Source organism: Algoriphagus halophilus, from assembly GCF_900129785.1.
Taxonomy (GTDB): domain Bacteria; phylum Bacteroidota; class Bacteroidia; order Cytophagales; family Cyclobacteriaceae; genus Algoriphagus; species Algoriphagus halophilus.
Genome location: NZ_FSRC01000001.1, coordinates 785,695 through 803,130 on the forward strand (window position 1 = coordinate 785,695; position 17,436 = coordinate 803,130).

Annotated in this window: 16 protein-coding genes; 4 read left to right on the forward strand and 12 right to left on the reverse strand. The window is 39.8% G+C overall.

Annotation, left to right across the window (positions count from 1 at the left end; all coding sequences use genetic code 11):
• Position 1 precedes the first annotated feature (1 nt).
• Positions 2-1,543: a thiol-activated cytolysin family protein gene (locus BUR11_RS03290; RefSeq protein WP_074223389.1), complete on the reverse strand. Its 1,542-nt coding sequence runs from the start codon at positions 1,541-1,543 to the stop codon at positions 2-4.
• A 131-nt stretch (positions 1,544-1,674) separates the two neighbouring features.
• Entirely contained in the window at positions 1,675-2,400 is a 726-nt protein-coding gene (locus BUR11_RS03295; protein WP_074223390.1) for a class I SAM-dependent methyltransferase, read from the reverse strand.
• A 297-nt stretch (positions 2,401-2,697) separates the two neighbouring features.
• Between BUR11_RS03295 and BUR11_RS03300 the strand changes: the two genes are divergently transcribed.
• Together BUR11_RS03300 and BUR11_RS03305 are read left to right on the forward strand one after the other, a co-directional pair.
• On the forward strand, positions 2,698-3,378 hold the full coding sequence (locus BUR11_RS03300; RefSeq protein WP_074223391.1) for a Tat (twin-arginine translocation) pathway signal sequence containing protein: 681 nt from the start codon (positions 2,698-2,700) through the stop codon (positions 3,376-3,378).
• A gap of 9 nt (positions 3,379-3,387) precedes the next feature.
• Positions 3,388-3,804 (forward strand): DsrE family protein, encoded by a 417-nt coding sequence (locus tag BUR11_RS03305; RefSeq protein WP_234982069.1) that lies wholly within the window; start codon positions 3,388-3,390, stop codon positions 3,802-3,804.
• Positions 3,805-3,852: 48 nt separating this feature from the next.
• On the opposite strand, the gene BUR11_RS03310 is transcribed toward BUR11_RS03305, so the two are convergent.
• Both BUR11_RS03310 and BUR11_RS03315 read right to left on the reverse strand, forming a co-directional pair.
• On the reverse strand, positions 3,853-4,614 hold the full coding sequence (locus BUR11_RS03310; RefSeq protein WP_074223393.1) for a toll/interleukin-1 receptor domain-containing protein: 762 nt from the start codon (positions 4,612-4,614) through the stop codon (positions 3,853-3,855).
• Between the two features lie 13 nt (positions 4,615-4,627).
• Positions 4,628-5,413 carry an NYN domain-containing protein gene (locus BUR11_RS03315; RefSeq protein ID WP_074223394.1) on the reverse strand — a complete coding sequence of 262 codons (786 nt, stop codon included), beginning with the start codon at positions 5,411-5,413 and terminating at the stop codon, positions 4,628-4,630.
• A 143-nt stretch (positions 5,414-5,556) separates the two neighbouring features.
• On the opposite strand from BUR11_RS03315, the gene BUR11_RS03320 reads away from it, so the two are divergent.
• Both BUR11_RS03320 and BUR11_RS03325 read left to right on the forward strand, forming a co-directional pair.
• Positions 5,557-7,731, forward strand: coding sequence for a B12-binding domain-containing radical SAM protein (locus BUR11_RS03320; RefSeq protein WP_074225095.1), 2,175 nt, complete (start codon positions 5,557-5,559; stop codon positions 7,729-7,731).
• A 113-nt stretch (positions 7,732-7,844) separates the two neighbouring features.
• Positions 7,845-8,414, forward strand: a complete 570-nt coding sequence (locus BUR11_RS03325; protein ID WP_074223395.1) for a Pycsar system effector family protein — start codon at positions 7,845-7,847, stop codon at positions 8,412-8,414.
• Positions 8,415-8,470: 56 nt separating this feature from the next.
• Here BUR11_RS03325 and BUR11_RS03330 read toward each other — a convergent pair whose 3' ends face one another.
• The 8 genes from BUR11_RS03330 to BUR11_RS03365 form a co-directional block, all read right to left on the reverse strand.
• On the reverse strand, positions 8,471-9,361 hold the full coding sequence (locus BUR11_RS03330; protein WP_074223396.1) for a dienelactone hydrolase family protein: 891 nt from the start codon (positions 9,359-9,361) through the stop codon (positions 8,471-8,473).
• A gap of 199 nt (positions 9,362-9,560) precedes the next feature.
• Complete coding sequence (locus tag BUR11_RS03335) at positions 9,561-10,253, reverse strand: hypothetical protein (protein WP_074223397.1); 693 nt, start codon at positions 10,251-10,253, stop codon at positions 9,561-9,563.
• A gap of 50 nt (positions 10,254-10,303) precedes the next feature.
• A complete protein-coding gene (locus BUR11_RS03340) occupies positions 10,304-10,978 on the reverse strand; it encodes a hypothetical protein (protein WP_074223398.1) in 675 nt (224 codons plus the stop codon).
• A gap of 74 nt (positions 10,979-11,052) precedes the next feature.
• Positions 11,053-12,363 carry a polysaccharide deacetylase family protein gene (locus BUR11_RS03345; RefSeq protein ID WP_074223399.1) on the reverse strand — a complete coding sequence of 437 codons (1,311 nt, stop codon included), beginning with the start codon at positions 12,361-12,363 and terminating at the stop codon, positions 11,053-11,055.
• Positions 12,364-12,453: 90 nt separating this feature from the next.
• A complete protein-coding gene (locus BUR11_RS03350; protein WP_074223400.1) occupies positions 12,454-13,035 on the reverse strand; it encodes an O-methyltransferase in 582 nt (193 codons plus the stop codon).
• A 79-nt stretch (positions 13,036-13,114) separates the two neighbouring features.
• Entirely contained in the window at positions 13,115-15,388 is a 2,274-nt protein-coding gene (locus BUR11_RS03355) for an aminotransferase class III-fold pyridoxal phosphate-dependent enzyme (RefSeq protein WP_074223401.1), read from the reverse strand.
• A gap of 171 nt (positions 15,389-15,559) precedes the next feature.
• Positions 15,560-16,252, reverse strand: coding sequence for an SIMPL domain-containing protein (locus BUR11_RS03360; protein ID WP_074223402.1), 693 nt, complete (start codon positions 16,250-16,252; stop codon positions 15,560-15,562).
• A 118-nt stretch (positions 16,253-16,370) separates the two neighbouring features.
• Positions 16,371-17,339 (reverse strand): Kelch repeat-containing protein, encoded by a 969-nt coding sequence (locus tag BUR11_RS03365; protein ID WP_074223403.1) that lies wholly within the window; start codon positions 17,337-17,339, stop codon positions 16,371-16,373.
• Between the last annotated feature and the right edge of the window lie 97 nt (positions 17,340-17,436).

Here is a 17,436-nt window from a genome sequence, read left to right on the forward strand (position 1 = left end):
CTTAGCAGGAAACGCCTTTTACATATACCTGAGTTTTTAATGCGTTCATGGTGCTTTCATAACAAGCTTGAGTAGGTTTTGAAAAGGTTCTATCACTTAGAAATTTCCATTTGAAACCATCTAGGAATTCAATCGTAAGTCGAATTCCATATGCACCTGCTGGTACGGTTTTTACTTTTTTAGTGTTGGTTTTGATATCCCCACTATTGATAGTCCGGTTATATTCTATCCCATTTGTTCGTTGTTTGTAGGTGACGGTAAAACGCATCGTAACTCCAAGGAATCCATTTTTATTGTTCAGTGAAATTTCAGCAGAAGGATATAATTTATCGGTGCAGGATTCTACATCGTATTCTGTGGTATAGCCCAATTTAGCAGTGCTATTATCTTTCAAATAAGTTAGCTTATAAGAAATCGGAACTCCAGGATTGTCTCTCGTATACACGGCATTGTCTCCGGTGATGATACTATTGAGGTCTCCAAAGTTTTTAGCTTCCACTGCCTTGGATGCCACGGAAGCATTACCCCCGATGGTCACTACCGTAATAGTAGATTTGTTTAGAATTTCTTTGTACTTGGATTCCAGTTCGGCGGAAACATTACTGGTGACTCCGGTGGCATAATTTAAGGTTCCTTCTAATTCTATGTCTGTCGCAGAGGAAGTAGATACCATTCTAAACATGATGATTCTACCATAGTTCACCGCCTGAACATAGGCAGGCGGAGCGGAGGCACTGAACTTTTGTTCCACATCTGCCAAGGTTGCTTTAGGTCCAAAAACCTCACCTGGATTGAAAGGTTCGTTCATGGTGATGGAATAAAATACCTGTTTGAATACCATCATCGCCACACGTTCAGTTTTTGTGGATTCGTAACTAAATTGAGTGGAGACATCTCCTCTTGCCCATTCTACATTCAGGCCCACATCCATGCTTAATTGCCTGGAGCTGTAGGAAGTACTGGCTGAATAGCTGGAATTAGCCGCATTGACATATCCTTCCTGATAAGCATTTGCGTTCCACCATTCCAAAGCCTCATCGATTTTAGCTTGTACAGAGGTATTGGTAGGATTGTCGACCGTTATATTTCCATTTTCACCTATGCCAGGTAAGTCTAGCCTTAAGGAAACGGGAGCCCTGTCAACTCCTGCTGGAGTAGGAAGCCCTCCTAGGGTTTCTTTATCTGCTATGACTAATGCCCCAGGATATATAATTCCATTGGTAGGACGGAGGATGGCGATGTTTTCAAAATTGTTTTTAAGGTCATACGTTAAGGTTACACATTCTGTAAATCCTCCTGAATATCCAGAAGTGCTTGTTTTACTATTGACTTGTGTCCTTTGAGAGGATCCTGAAATGGGCTGGACATTTAATATTTCTTCAGGATCATTCGGTAGATTCCTTAGGTATTCCCCAATGGTTTCAGCATCTGGAGAAATTTTGATCGGTTCTTCCTTACCTCCAAAATCGCAGGAAGAAAAAATCAGAGAGAGAAAAATGGCTAAGAAAAATGCCTGTTGTTTTTTTTGAAATAATAATTTCATGGCGAATAGAATTTTGGTTGTAATTCTATAGGCGCTGTTTCAACTGAAAAGTGGTAATTACTTCTTAAAAAAAAATGAAGTTTTTTATAAAAAGGCTCCTGGGGCCGTCCAACGAGTGATTTTTGATTGACTTATTTTTTCTTTTTGTATATGAGATAGTGCTGGATGGGCAAGAACTTTCCATTTTTCTCCAATTCAAAACCATTGGCATTCAACTCTTTGGTGACTTGTTTTTCGGTCATTTTGTGCAATGGTTTAATGTTGATAGTAGGGTCTTCACCTCGGTATTCAAGGAGTAGGACCTTGCCATTGGGAGATAAGGATTCATAAATACTCTGTAGCATTTCCTGAGGATAGGATAACTCATGGTATACATCAACCATGATCACTAAGTCTATTGCCCCTTTTGGAAGGTTAGATGATTTTTCTGATCCTTGAACAGTCTCGACATTCTTCAAGTTTAGCTCTTTACTTTTTGCATTGATGTAATCAATCGCATCTTTTTGAATTTCCACTGCATACACTTTGCCTTGAGGAACAAGTGGGGCGATACGAAAGGTGTAATATCCTGAGCCTGCTCCAATATCTGCCACTGTACTCGATGAATTGATGGGTAGGTTTTCTAAAGCTGCAGCAATTCCTTCTTCTCGTTCTCTACTGGCTCTCTCCAACCAGTCCTTTCCTGCAAATCCCATGACTTGGGATATTTCTCTTCCTAAGTAAACTTTTCCTGTTCCATCCCAACTCGGTTCTTTGGATTGGTAGACTTGGGTATCATTTTTAGAGGATTGTGCTAATACCACCTGCTGAAAATTGAAAGCAATTCCCAGGATAATGGCAAGGATATATCTTTTCATCTTATTTCTTTTACTACTAAACTTAAATAAATCATGCTTGTTTTCCTGCTAGGTTAAATATGGCTATTCTTAGAATGGAATTCCTTTTTTACTGGATTATTCAAAGAAATAAGTCAGAAACCATTTTTAAAGGGTTTTAACAAAATGTATATAAAAAAAGCGAAGTTAACCTATGTTTTAAGTCGTTCATTTTCAGTTAAATAATTGCTATTTCTTTAATTTAATAGTATATTCAGTTAGAATTTTTTAGCTACCTCAATTGAATAAGTATGTTAGTTCAACTTAATAAATTTTTAAATGAAAGAATCAAATAGTAATTCTCGAAGAAGTTTTCTTGAAAAAATCGCATTAGGTTCTGCGGTTGGTGGATTAGCAGGAATATTGAATCCAGCAGTTGCAAATCCACTAGAAGAAAATAAGAAGCAGATGCATGAAGCTGACGAATGGTTCAAAAAAATCAAAGGTTCGCATCGAATTGTATATGATGGTTCTACACCTCATGATGGATTCCCAATTATTTGGAATTGGGCATTTTACTTAACCAATAATCAAACCGATAGTCCTGATTCTGACATTACTGCCATGACGGTGCTAAGACATTCAGCCGTTCCGTTTGCATTGGAGGACAGACTTTGGTCAAAGTATAAATTAGGGGCTGTATTTGAAGTGAATGATCCTGCTACGGGGGCTCCTTCCTTAAGAAATCCATACTATGAGCCTAAACCAGGTGATTTTCCGATGCCTCAAATTCAAGGGATCAAAGATCTTCAAGCAAGGGGAGCCATGTTTTGTGTTTGTGATTTAGCACTTCAGGTGTATAGTGGGGCTATAGCGGGTCAGATGAACCTGCAAATGGAAGACGTATACAAAGATATGATAAGTGGAGTGCACCCCGGAATACAAGTGGTTCCTTCAGGGGTCTGGGCATTGGGTAGAGCCCAAGAGCATGGTTGCGCTTATGTATTTGCTGGAGGTTAAAATTTAGAAATGATGAAAAAGTCTGTTTTATTCCTGTTTGGATTGATTCTTTCCATGGCTGTATATGCTCAAACTCCTCCCGTTAAAATTGTTTTTGACGTGACAAGCGGTGAGGAAGGGGTACATCAATCAGCAATGAGGCACATTTCTGTGATGGCGAATCAATACCCTGATTCTGAATTCGAAATGGTGGTCTATAGCAGTGCTTTAGACATGGTTTTGAAAGATAAATCCTCGGTTTCCAAAGAATTGGAGGAATTAGCAAAAAAAGAGAATGTGACGTTTAAGGTTTGCCAAATGAGTTTGGACAGATATAAACTACCCACTTCCAGTTTGATCCCCGGTGTCGGAACAGTTCCTGATGGAATTTTAGAGATCATCAAGAAGCAGCAAGAAGGCTGGGGATATATCAAAGAGAGTAAATAATTGCTCTTACCTTTAAATCTAGGAGGGCCTGAGCAATCGGGCCCTTTTTTATTTTAGCAAAGCAACCAACTCATCCATTCTCATAAATTCTCCCAATGGAAATGAAATGGAATGTTCCTCGCTCGGATAGTTTACAAAAATCACTTCTTGATGGTTGTCAAAAAATTTACTGAATAGTTCCTGGGCTATGGAGGATTTTGAATTGATTGGATGGAGTTTTTTCAAAGTTTCTGCATGAAAAAAGCCGATGATCTGTTTCTTATTGTTCAAGGCAAATTCAATTTCTTTGGCAGACCAGACTGAATCAAAGATGTTTTCCGATAAAAAGACTCCGAAAAAAGGGAGCTTTTCAATGGCGGTTTTTACCTCCGAATTGATATGCTGATGATACAGTAAATCAGTTTCTGCCAGCCAAAGATGCAGGTCTTGTTTAGCCAGTGCTTTAGCCAGATCCACTACCTTATCCGAATCTTTGAAGCTATGGGATAAAAACATGCATTTTTCCGCACTTCGATCCAATTCATCCAATAAGAGCTCTTGATCTTGCTTAAAAAAATCCATCCCCTCTCTTTTTTTGACTTTATCAATATGCCCCCAGAGTACGTCTAAGCTTTTCTTAGAAGGCAAGGTGGAATAGCGAAATTGATGGTCTCTGCTTTTTTGATACGCTTTCAGTAACATTTCATCCAATTCCAAAGGAGAAATGGTGTCAATTTGTAAAGATTGAAGGATTCCCTGTGAAGTATTCCATTTCGAATTAGAGGTTAAAAGGAATTGTTCAACTTGATGTAGGAACCTGGAATCTTCCATATGCTAAGAGGTTTTATTTCAATTTGACCAAGGGATAATTCAGCCCATTCACCTCGTTTTTCATTACCTGGTATTTTTTCAGGCTTCGGAACAATTCGGTGAGGTTTCTAAAGCCATAAGATCTTGGGTCAAAGCTAGGGTCTATCTTTCTCAATGATGATCCGATTTTGGCGATGTGAATTTCTTCTTCTTCGTCCGAAGAAATCTCAAAAGCTTTGTCAATTAAATTTAAATCTAGGGTAGGAGCCTCTTTTAAAATTTCTTCTTTCTTAGAATCTTCTGACCTAGTATTTCCTTGTTTGGAAGTATTGGAAGGAGTTTTATCGCTTTTTCTAAAGGGAGTTTTATCCTCTTCTGTATCTGGGCCGAGGTTTTCAGCAAACGTGAATATCTCGCAGGATTGGACAAAGGCCTTGGGGGTAATTCTTCTTCCGATACCCATGACAAACAAACCTTCTTCCCGGATTCTTTTAGCAAGGCCTGTATAATCGGAATCACTTGAAACAATGCAAAATCCATCTACGCTATCGCTATGTAAAATATCCATGGCATCAATGATCAGGGAGCTATCCGTAGAGTTTTTTCCTGTGGTGTAGGAGAATTTTTGGATAGGATTGAAAGAATGGAGGTTGATCATTTCTTTCCAGCTATTCATCTGTGGGGTAGTCCAATCTCCATAAATACGTCGTATGGTGGCTTTTCCATATTTGGAAACCTCTTCTAATATCTCTTTGATTAATTTAGCCTGTGCATTATCGCCATCAATTAGTACTGCGATGTTGAATTTATTGTCTCTCATCTCTAATTTTTGTGAATAAGTAAATCTACCAAAAATTAAGTGCTTATCTCAGGAATGGTTTTCCTGAGTTAAGGTTATTTTAGAAAGAAGTACTTGGAATCAAGGATTCTTTGCGAACTTTGATCCTTCCTAACTCAATACCTGTGGCCACAAAAGTTCTATTTATTACACCACCCTTTACCCAGCTAAATACGCCTTATCCTGCAACAGCCTATTTAAAAGGGTATTTAAATACCTTGGGGATTCCTTCCAACCAAATGGATTTAGGGATGGAGGTAATTTTAGCCTTGTTTTCGAAAAAAGGACTTCGAAAGGTTTTTGATTTGATTGAACAGCAGGATTTGGAGTTATCAGACAATGCTGCCAGAATAGTCAGGCTCCAGGCAAATTACCTTCAAACCATAGATGCAGTCATCTCTTTTTTGCAGGATAAAAACCCCACGTTGGCTTATCATATTTCGGAAGGAGATTATTTACCGGAAGCTGGTAGGTTTGAACAATTGGATGATTTGGAATGGGCATTCGGGACCTTGGGGGTACGTGATAAAGCCCGGTATTTTGCCACCTTATACCTGGAAGATCTAGGAGATTTGATCACAGAAGCCATTGACCCAAATTTTGGTTTTAGTCGGTATGCAGAAAAACTTGCTGTTTCTGCAAGTGATTTTGATGAGATGGAAGTTGCATTGAATCAAGAGACTGGCTTGATAGACCAAATGATGTTAGAATTGCTTGGAGAGGAAATTGAAATGGTTCAGCCTGATTCCATCGCATTTTCTGTTCCTTTTCCTGGTAACCTTTATGGAGCTCTGAAATGTGGTCAATTTATCAAATCCCAATTTCCCGAAATCAGTGTATGGATGGGAGGGGGGTATCCAAATACCGAGCTGAGATCATTAAAGGATCCAAGAATTTTTGACTTCATCGATTTTATAACCTTGGATGATGGTGAAGCTCCTGTGCGCCTATTGTTAGAGCATTTGGAAGGGAAGAGACCGTTGGAGGAGCTGAAGAGAACATTTATTCGAGAAGATGATAAGGTGAGGTTCCTGAATAATTCATCTGTGAAGGATGTGTCCAAGCGAGAGGTGGGAACTCCTGATTATTCAGATTTGAAATTACAGGATTATTTATCAGTCATTGAAGTGGCCAATCCCATGCATCGACTATGGAGTGATGGGCGCTGGAACAAGTTGACCTTGGCACATGGCTGCTACTGGGGAAAGTGTACTTTTTGTGACATCTCTCTGGATTATATAGGCAGATATGAACCGATTACTGCTTCCATTCTGGCGGATAGAATTGAAGAGATAATGGACCAGACGGGAAATAATGGGTTCCATTTTGTGGATGAGGCGGCCCCCCCTGCCTTGATGAGAGATTTGGCAATTGAAATCTTGAGGCGAGGCTTGACAGTAGTTTGGTGGACCAATATCAGGTTTGAAAGTAGCTTTACCTTAGATCTTTGCCGCTTGCTCAGAGCTTCTGGGTGCATTGCCGTATCTGGTGGACTGGAAGTTGCTTCAGACCGCTTGCTTGCTTTGATTAAGAAAGGAGTGACAGTGGCCCAAGTAGCCCAAGTATGTAATCATTTTACAGAATCAGGAATTATGGTTCATGCTTATTTGATGTATGGATTTCCTACCCAAACCACACAAGAGACGGTGGACTCCTTGGAAATGGTCAGGCAACTTTTTGAAATGGGAGTATTGCAATCCGCATTTTGGCATCGCTTTGCTATGACAGCCCACAGTCCAGTAGGATTAAATCCAAAGGCCTTTAGTGTATCCAGAGTGGGAGAGAAAGAGGGGGATTTTGCCAATAATGAATTGGAATTTGTGGATCCTGTAGGAGCTGATCATGGGGAGTTTGGAGATGGATTAAGAAAGTCTCTTTTTAATTACATGCATGGAATTGGTTTTGAAATACCCCTACAAGATTGGTTTGATAGAAAAATGCCAAAGACAAGCATTGGTCCTCAGTATATCGCAAAAGCAATTCAAAGTGAACCTGGGATTCCCTATAAGGATCAACAACGAATTCTCTGGATCGGGGCTCAACCTGAATTGATTGCCTTGGAGGATGAGGATTCCTGTGATTTGGTTTTTTCAGGGAAAAAAGAAGATTTCGCGATGGAATTGCCAATGGCTTTGGGCGAATGGGTGTTTAATTTGCTCTCCGAGGTTTCCTACACCCAGAACCTAAAGACCCTGAAACCTATCCGTCAAAGTTATGAAAGCCAACTTGGGGACTTCGAAGAGTTGGCAGAATCTGAAGTTTGGGACATTTTGAGAGCGCAAGGATTGTTGATTTTTTAACCTGTTTTGGTGTTTATTAGTTGGTTAAAAGGCTGATTGTTAAAATTATGGTCTGGGATTTTTTCCTCTTCTTTTAAATTATTGTGTAAATTCCAGTGGTACATTCATATACTATGGAAGAACAACTCATTTTAAAAAAAGAAAAGACGGATAGAGAGCATCAGACTTTCTTTCGAGTGACTTTTAAGAATAATTGCAATCTTCTTCAGATTGCTGACAACAAGGCAAACATTATTATTAGTATCAATGCTTTGGTGATTTCATCTGTAGTGGCCATCATGGGGTATGGGACTATCTCTCATCAGATTGAAATAGAGCGACCCATTACTTTGTTGCCCATTTTATTGCTTCTATTTACCTGTTTTGTTTCTACGATCCTGGCAGTTCAGTCAGCAAAACCGAAAATCGTGGGTAATAAAACCACATCCAATATAGACCCAAAATCCAGTATCATGTTTTTTGGTTCAAGTGCGGATTTATCGATGGAAGAGTACTTGAGTGAGGTAAATCGGATTCTACCTTCCAAGAAAGAAATTCAGGAGCAAATGTCTATCGCGTTATTTTATCAAGCCAAAGTCCTCAATAAAAAATACATGCTCTTAAGACATGCTTATAATGTGTTTATCCTGGGCCTAGCCTTAGGTATATTGACCTTTTTGATTTATTTAGGCATGATTTACTAATAATATCGCATTAAAAAAGGGGAGTAAATCACTCCCCTTTTTTAGTATCGATAACTTTAACTTTTGAGCTTTTCATTAAAAAAGTCAATGGTTCTTTCCCAGGCCAAAGTCGCAGCAGCCTCATCATATCTCGGGGTGGTGTTATTGTGAAAACCATGATTTACATCTGGGTAAACAAATGCTTGGTATTCAATATTGTTGGCTTTCAAAACTTCTTCATAGGCTGGCCATCCTGCATTGACGCGTTCATCCAAACCGGCATATTGAAGCATCAAAGGAGCTTTAATCTTGGCTGCATCCTCAGCAGAGGGCTGTCCTCCATAAAAAGGAACTGCAGCTCCCAAATCGGGCAGTCTTACAGCCATCATATTGGAAATCCAACCACCAAAGCAGAAGCCTACTACTCCCACTTCACCTGTACAATCAGGGTGGTTTTTGAGAGTTTCATAGGCAGCGATGAAGTCCTCTAACATTTCATTTCTATCCCTTTTGGATTGCATGGCTCTACCTTCATCATCATTGCCGGGATAGCCTCCCAAAGGAGTCAACGCATCTGGGGCCAAGGAAATAAAACCAGCCACTGCACATCTTCTTCCTACATCTTCTATATAGGGATTCAACCCCCTGTTTTCATGTACTACCACGATTCCAGGAACCTTGCCAGTCATCCCTGTAGGAGTGGAGAGCAATCCTTTGATTTTGCCTCCTCCCTTGGGGGAGTCGTACATAATGAATTCAGATTCCAGGCGCTCATCATCTGGTAATATGGTTCGGGTGTCCACATAATTAGGCATCATGGCACTCATTAATGAGGCTACCGTAATTCCTCCAACGGCATAAGCCGAAAGTTTTTCTACAAAAGTCCTTCGGTCTAGTTTGTTGTGTGCATAGGCATCATAGAGATCAAAAACTTCCTGTTGGATATCCTCTTTGTTCAATTGTTTCATGGTCTGTTTGGTTTATCGGGGATTATTAAAAGTTCGAGTTATAATTTATTAAAAATCAGATGGTTTTCATGAAGTTTTCAGTAGGGAATTAGTTTTCTTTTACTAATGAACCTATGGAGTGAAGCATGGTAAAAGATTCTCGCTGAATTACTTATCCGGTAAATCTGACAGGATGTTTCAAATAATAGAAATTAAAATGTCAATTTTGAACTCGGGGAGTATACCTGATCAGTTGATCTCCTCCTGAAAATTGAATGACTTTATTACTGATCTTTTTTACTCCGAAACGGGTGGTTTTATCAAAGACTTGTTTCCCGATATTTTCAGCTAGGCCGATTCTTATGATTTTTGAGGAGTCATTTACTAAATCCAATTCAAATGATTCATGTCCAACCAAAGAAAAAATAGTATAGGTTTGGGTTTTATTACCTTTGATTAAGCGGATAGAACAAACCCCATCAGTTCCAGCGATGATTCCTTTGTTTTTGCTCTTATCCTCAAAATACTGAGCAACTGTTCCAGTAATAGGCATTTCTGTTTCTAATTCATAAAATTCAAAATGAAAGGTTACGGAATCAGTTTGTTTAGATTCAGGAATACTTTCAATGAAGACCTTGCTTTTTATGGGGTCTTTTTCCTTGGAATATTGGAGAATGAGTGAATCTTTTGAAAGTAGATAAGTGCCGTAACCATAACTCTCAGGGCCTAAGTCACCACCTCCTTCAGTTGTAAAGGTGCCATTTTCCGAAAATTCATACTTTTGATAAATATCAGTGAATCTGATCCCCCAATTAAAATAATAACTCCCCTCAAGACTTTTCTTGGCACAAGAGGATAGGATTATTAACCAACAAACAATTAAAAAAGATTGAATCTTAATAATGGATTTCATTGTTGAGTGATGTATTGATTTATTTCAATATAATCAATACACTTTAAAGATTAGTTATTTGGAAAGGTTAGGGTGATGCTGTCTTTCTTGTTTTCATACAGAATTTCAAAAGCGTTTGTTTTCAGGTTCTGTCCTAGCCGAAGGTTCTCTTCAAAATCACTGCTTTGAATACTAATTTGGGCACCCTCTTTGTCATCTAAGCCCAATATCATTCCCTCATATCCATCGCTTCTGTCAAATCCCAAAGAAACTCTATATCGATCCTTCATTTCTATTAGACCATATCCAGTTCTCTCGGTTCCTGTGGAATCATTCACGACTATACCTGAAGAAGGCCCAATCCTTTTGCCGAAAAAAGGGTCAGGGACATGATCCCCCAACGCCAATTTATCGTACCCATGTTCATCCAAAATCAACATGCCAAAGGCTTGATTATCCACTTCTTTTTCAAAGTTCTCCATGAATTTGGCTTCCGGAGGAAACCAGTCTGCATAGGCAGCTTCCACCTTTTTCAAATCATCTCTAATTCGATCCTTGGAGGTGGGAATTGGAGCCCCAATTAGTATTCTATCTTTTCCTTCTTCGTCAACAATCACAATCCCTTGTGTAATGATAACATGATGGGAAAATCTATCTACCCATAAAAAAGCGACGCTGATTAGTAATACAATTAATCCTAGTCCTTGCCATTTGACCATCCTTTCCAGTCTTTTAATCTCGTTCATCTGATTGGTGCTAAGTGTATAATAGTACTTACCCTAATAGATGCATTCAAAAAAGGAAAGGTTGCTCGGCTTGATTAATGAGTGATAAATGCACTTGATTCACCTAAACTGATATGGGATAGCACATATTTGCCCTTGGAGTCCTCTTGAATAGGAAGGCTTTCCTGTCCATTAGCAAAGGCTTGGTTCCATTCATTTGGAATATAGGTTTTGATGGTCAGAGGTACGGAATAGATCTTAGGGTCAAGCGTTGAATTTAAAACAATGTTGATTTGATCCTTTTCCATTGAACTTTCCACTTCAGTATTTTTCCGAGCTCGGATGTATTTGGTGACATCTCGGAACGTTTCAATCCAAAGCTCGTTTTCTTTGGATTTCATAAATGAAAAATACTCCTCAAGTTGCTCTTTCGTCTTTGGCTCCCAGCCCAGATTTTCTACTCCATGTATCACTAATACCAACCAGATATTATCATGATTCAGGGTCGTGTCAATCCATGATTTCATGTCTTCGAACGAATGCCGGGTTAGGATTCCACGCTGCCATTGCACGTATTCTTTTTGTGATTCTCCCGGAACAGCATCACTTCCACGGTTTATTTCTTCCAGCCAAGTTTCAGGCATCCTGTTTCTTAGCGCAGGGAATATTCCATAAGCATATTCCATGACACGTTCGTTTTCGGTGCCATAGGGCCCCTCCGCTGAAAAAATAGACTCTTCCCCAATAAACTGTTGGAGATCGGCTTTGCTTTGTTCCAGTTCATACAACATGTTCACTTCATCCAATACCGCTAATCTCGGATGGGTCACCGTATGGGAGGCAATTTCATGTCCTTGGGCAGCATAGGACTTATACTGTTCCCAAGTTGTGGTATCTTCTACATTGTTATGAAAAATAACTTCACCAGTATTCACCATTTCACCATTTCGGAGTTTTTCATAGCCTTCATCTAGCAGTTCATAGGCTTCCTCTACTCTTCCTGACTCAAACAATGATCCTACTCTGGCATGATAGTCTTCCGCCTCTGTGGTGCCTGTGAAGGCGATCAGGGAAGCCCGCTCAAAGAAATTGCTGGAATCTGTTTTGAATTCTCGCGTTTCAGCAATGATTTCCTGTGGATCTCTTCCGATAAATTTCCCTTTCCCAGAACCAGGAACTTTCCCGGTGATGATATAAAAGGTGGCAGGCAAGTTCAAACTATCCATAATCGGTTTCGCAATCGTGAATTGGTTGATAATTCCATCATCATAGGTGACAGATATTGCTCCTTTTTTATCTTCTGGCCATTTGGTGATTTCCGAGGTTCCAACAATTGGGTCAGGTTGGGAACATGAAAATGTGGAGGCTATACCTATCAAATAAATCCATTTAGAAAGGTTTTTCATGGAAGGTCAGGGCTTTAATTGTTAAGTTTTATCTTCTAACAGACTTAAGATACAGGATTGTTTGAAATGAAATGGTCTTTAAGCGGAAGACTAGTTGATTTTAGTCATTAGAATCACCCCTGTGGACCAGTTCATTTTGCACAAATGAAAATCTTCTCGGGATTCCAATTGTTTCACCAATTCCTGCGCTTTTTCTGCATGACCTTCCGGCCAATTAGGTTGTTCATCCATATCATCAATCACGTAGATTCCTCCCACCTGGAGCAGGGAAAAAATCTCATCCAAATGACTGTATTTACCAGGCCAGGCATCTGCAAAAATCAAGTCAAAGCCAGGGCCCTGGTACTCCTCTATCCATTTGGCACCATCCTCCAAAACCAAATTGACTCTAGAATCCTTTCCAAAAAATCCTTTTGCGATTTCAATTAATTGGGGATCGTTATCTACTGAAGTGATGGTTGAATCTGAATCCATCCCATCCACCATCCAGGAAAGTGATAATCCTATGCCGGTTCCAAGCTCCAGGAAATTGCCTTTTGGTTTACTGGCGATCAACGTTTTTAAGAGGCAACCTATGTAAAGGTCAGAAGGCATGGTAAAACCAATCTCTGAAGATTTAGCTTCAATTTGAGGGTGGATTTTCGGTTCGTTTTGGATGATACGATCGTTCATGGAAAAACTAGGATAAAATGAATTCAGACTCCTTGAATGTCAAGGGGGGATGCTATGTTATTACATTCCAAGTTGAATTTTAATAGGTTGCTTTCAAAATATCTTCAATCGTATCCACTACTTCCTTTGCATTGGATTTGGAAAAGCACAAAGGAGGTTTTGTTTTTATTACATTATCATGAGGTCCATCGGTGCTGATTAGGATATTTCTTTCTCTCAGCTCGTTTTTGATCCATGCTGCCAATTGGGTAGCTGGATTTTTGGTTCCTGGTTGAACGATCTCTACTCCTAAGAAAAGCCCAGACCCTCTAACATCTCCTATGCATTCATGACTTGCTTGTAAGGATTTAAAAAGTTCAGTATAGTAGTTACCTACCATTCTTGCGTTTTCTTGAAGCTTTTCTTCTTCAATTACCTCTAAGACAGAGAGTCCAATGGCACAGGAAACAGGATTTCCACCGAAGGAACTAAAAAACTCAACTCCCTTGCTAAAAGAAGCTGCAATTTCCTCAGTTGTCACAACCGCACCCATAGGATGACCATTCCCCATCGGTTTCCCCAAAATCACCATATCTGGAACTACCTCCTGAGCTTCATATCCCCAAAAATGATCTCCCATTCTCCCGAAGCCTGTTTGAACTTCGTCACTAATACAGATTCCTCCCTGTTTACGGATCGCTGGATATAGCTCTTTTAAATAGCCTTTGGCCAAGGGGACTTGTCCCCCGCATCCGACAATTGGTTCTGTGATAAATGCTCCAATTCCTTCAGGAAATTCTTCCATTAAAGAAATGGCTTCCTGAGCATATTGTTTACCAGCGCTCCCATCATTGGCTTGGTATTTTCCTAGATAGGTGTCTGGAATGGGGGCTTTTATAATGTTGGACTTTTGCCCAAACCCTTTTTTATTGGAGAATTTATAGTCACTGATATCTATGGAAATCTGTGTGTTTCCATGATATCCATGTTCCATGACCATGATGTTTTTGCTTTTGGTATGCGCAAAGGCCAAACGCATAGCCAAATCACTTGCAGCGCTTCCTGAATTGACAAAATAGACTTTGCTAAGGGACGGGGGGAATTTAGCCAGCAATTGTTCTGCATACTGGGGAAGAAGGTCGTATAGGTACCTTGTATTGGTATTCAGTTTTGCCATTTGTCGCTGGCCTGCCTCTACTACTTTTGGGTGGGAGTGACCCACATGGGGAATGTTATTATAGGCATCGAGGATGGTGTTTCCAGCAGCATCATACATGTATTGAAATGCAGCGCCAATCACAGGAAGAGGGTTTTTATAACTTACAGAAAGGATTGGACTGATGGATTGATGTCTTCTATGTAGCGCTTCCTTTACATTCGGTTTCTCAGGTATGGGAAGTCCTAAAGCCTTTTTAAAGAAATTACTTGCTTCTAATGGGCTGATCCCAACCCACTTTTTGAGCAGTCTCCAAGCTGACTTTTCACTCACTGAAGCATAGCTATTGTCGGGATCAGTTTTGCTTGCGTGTGCAGATTGGCAAACACTGATGCAAAGTCTTGCTGCGATCAGATAATAGAGAATCTCAATCTCTTTTTCCTGGAGGGGATTTGTTTGATGATAGGCTTTAAGGAAATCCTGTGTCCATTCCAATGGATTTTCTTGATCATAGATCAGGTAGCAAAGCGCTATGGCTACTTCGTTAATCAAAGGGGAATAGCTTACATCTCCAAAATCAATGATTCCCGAAACAGATCCGTTTTCCGTTAACACATTCCATTCATTGGCATCTCCATGTATGATTTGCCTTCTCAATTCAGGTAAAACCGGTGTCACGTTTTCTTCAAACTGAAGAAAAAAGTGTCTAACCAAATTTTGATCTGAGGGATGAGGGATATCAGTAATCAGCTTTTTGTTAAGCATGAGATGTTGGATGTCCCAATCCAATTCTCTTGCCTTTAAAACATAATTTGAAAAGCCTTCAAGATTTCGGTCTAATTCGCCCATAAACCTTCCCATGCTTGCAAAAAGGGAAGGAGAAGCTGGAGTATCACCTAAAAATGAACCATCTAAAAAGGAGAGGAGCCTCCCAATGGTTTTTTCTCCATCTAAATTAAACACTTGGAGAAATTCTCCATTTGCAAAAGAAATTGGTCTAGGATAGTTGTCTTTGGATAAGGTCTGAAGGTGGCAGAGGACTTGATTCTCTGCTTCCAGGGTATCGAACAGCTCCTGATCAAATTGATAAGTTTTCAGGATAAAGGAAGTATGGGGGTCAGAAACCAAATAGTTGATATTAAAATAACCATTTAGCTTTTCAATTTTTGGGTTATCAAAACCAAATTCATGTTGAAGGAGGGATTTTAACTCTTCCATGGAATTAATTTAGGCAGTGTTTTTTTGACTTGATTCCAGCCTGAAGCTTTCAATTCCAACAGGCCATTAAAACTAGAAAGAATCCATTAAAGCATGGATAAAAAAGAAGATTACATATAAAAAAAGAGACACTGGTTAGTGTCTCTTACTTCAATGATTAGGTGTGTTGAATCAGTAGGTATAATATACCATGACAGTTTTCTGTAGTGATTGGGAATCCGGAGCCAATAATGCCTCGTTTCCAGCATCGGCACTTGCTCTCATCGCCTGCATCTTATAAACTGGCTTTGGAGCGCTGCTAATGGATACTCGATGAACCCTGATGTTTTTGATTCCCAACGTTTCCGCGACCAGTCTGGCTCTGCTTTCAGCGTTCTTTAAGGATTCCGTAAGAAGTTCATTTTCCAAGGATTTTTGAGTTGCCTCAGATACTTGGAAATTCAGATTGAAACTCATATCTCCTGAATCTTGGATCGCTTCTACAATTTTCTGAAGATCTGCGTTCTTGCTGCTGGTAGTAATCATCAGATTTTGTGAAGCCACATACCCACTATCTCTTGCATATCCACTTCTATAAATGCGATTAATAGTTACGGAAAAGTTGTCTGCTACCAATTTATAATCTTTGATCTTGGCCTTTTCTAAGGCTTTTGCCAAGTTTTTTGTTTTAGTATTCAATACTTCGGTTGCATCTGTCACCTTCATGGACTTTTCTTCCAAATGGATAGAAAACACGGCTTCATCAGGTGCTAATTTCCGTTCAGAAAAACCCTCTACCTCGATAAGAGGGATGTTCATGTTTTCTTGGGCTAAAACCGGAATTGTTAAAAGTAAACCGAATAATAGGGCAAATAAATTTTTCATGGTTTAGTATGTTGATTTAGGTGTAGTAGTTCAAATGATAGGCCAGAAAGGCAGATCGCAAGAGGTTTACCTAAGAATTAGCTTCCGTTTTAGGAAATTTAAGACAGTGGATGGCTACTTATTTCCATTCCAAAACTTCAATGTTATTCAACTCGGGCCCACCTCCTCGATTGGCAGAACCTGCGGCTACATAAATCTTTCCTTTATAGTAAACCACGCCGGTGCCGTGCCTTCCTTGATTAAGTTCTGGTAAGCTAGTCCAAGTACCATCTCTGGTGTCCAGCATTTCCACTTCTGCATGAGCAGCTTCTTGGGCAATACTCTCTCCATTCATGACGACGAGGTAGGGGCCATTCGCTACATTGGATGTTCCGGCTCGTTCTGTAGGAAGAGTGGAATCTATGGTATGCCAGGTGTTTGTGTTGAAATCAAAATAGTCCACTTCAGGCACTGTGAGGTCCAGTACTTTCCCAATGACTGCAGAAGATCTTCTTCCTCCTACCAAATAAGCTCTGTCACCGACTAAAGTGGCACTGAAATGATCTCTAGCTCTCGGGGCATCAGGAAGAATGGTCCATTTTCCTGTTTTAGGATCATATTCATCAAACCAGGTGACATGGCCGTCCCAATGTCCATCGATGATCCCGCTTGCCAAATAGATCTTTCCATTTCTTGTAAATACACCCACAGAGCCTCTTAGTCTATCTTTTGGAATTTCTGGACCTTCACGCCATTCATTTTTCTTGGGGTTGAAAATCAGAAAATTTGGGATGGGGGTTTCATGGGGATAACCTCCTGTAAAGGCACCGATTACATATATTTCATGGTCAAAGGAAATTGCCTGAAAATGGTGGAAGTTCATTGGTACATCCGCCAATTGTTTCCAAGTTTTCGTTTTGGGGTCAAATTCTTCCACTGGTCGATCTGTTCTACCTCCCAGTGCATAGAACTTACCATCACATTCGACGAACGAATTCTCGTGTCTTGGGGAGGCCTCATTGGTAGTTTCCAGAATTTCCCAGGAAGAGTCTTGGGCAAACGATACGGAACAAATTAAATAAAGTGTAAAGAGAAATAGCTGTTTCATAGGTCTTTTGAGTTTAGATCATTGAATTTACTGATTTATCCATACAGTATATCAATAAAAAAACCACGAATGAATCGTGGTTTTCCATGTGGTTCTT

Coding starts and splice junctions, on each gene's coding strand:
- BUR11_RS03340 (WP_074223398.1), bottom strand. CDS start 10,978: ATGAACGAGATTAAAAGACTGGAAAGGATGGTCAAATGGCAAGGACTA.
- BUR11_RS03325 (WP_074223395.1), top strand. CDS start 7,845: ATGGAAGAACAACTCATTTTAAAAAAAGAAAAGACGGATAGAGAGCAT.
- BUR11_RS03315 (WP_074223394.1), bottom strand. CDS start 5,413: ATGAGAGACAATAAATTCAACATCGCAGTACTAATTGATGGCGATAAT.
- BUR11_RS03355 (WP_074223401.1), bottom strand. CDS start 15,388: ATGGAAGAGTTAAAATCCCTCCTTCAACATGAATTTGGTTTTGATAAC.
- BUR11_RS03365 (WP_074223403.1), bottom strand. CDS start 17,339: ATGAAACAGCTATTTCTCTTTACACTTTATTTAATTTGTTCCGTATCG.
- BUR11_RS03305 (WP_234982069.1), top strand. CDS start 3,388: ATGATGAAAAAGTCTGTTTTATTCCTGTTTGGATTGATTCTTTCCATG.
- BUR11_RS03360 (WP_074223402.1), bottom strand. CDS start 16,252: ATGAAAAATTTATTTGCCCTATTATTCGGTTTACTTTTAACAATTCCG.
- BUR11_RS03330 (WP_074223396.1), bottom strand. CDS start 9,361: ATGAAACAATTGAACAAAGAGGATATCCAACAGGAAGTTTTTGATCTC.
- BUR11_RS03290 (WP_074223389.1), bottom strand. CDS start 1,543: ATGAAATTATTATTTCAAAAAAAACAACAGGCATTTTTCTTAGCCATT.
- BUR11_RS03295 (WP_074223390.1), bottom strand. CDS start 2,400: ATGAAAAGATATATCCTTGCCATTATCCTGGGAATTGCTTTCAATTTT.
- BUR11_RS03345 (WP_074223399.1), bottom strand. CDS start 12,363: ATGAAAAACCTTTCTAAATGGATTTATTTGATAGGTATAGCCTCCACA.
- BUR11_RS03335 (WP_074223397.1), bottom strand. CDS start 10,253: ATGAAATCCATTATTAAGATTCAATCTTTTTTAATTGTTTGTTGGTTA.
- BUR11_RS03350 (WP_074223400.1), bottom strand. CDS start 13,035: ATGAACGATCGTATCATCCAAAACGAACCGAAAATCCACCCTCAAATT.
- BUR11_RS03310 (WP_074223393.1), bottom strand. CDS start 4,614: ATGGAAGATTCCAGGTTCCTACATCAAGTTGAACAATTCCTTTTAACC.
- BUR11_RS03300 (WP_074223391.1), top strand. CDS start 2,698: ATGAAAGAATCAAATAGTAATTCTCGAAGAAGTTTTCTTGAAAAAATC.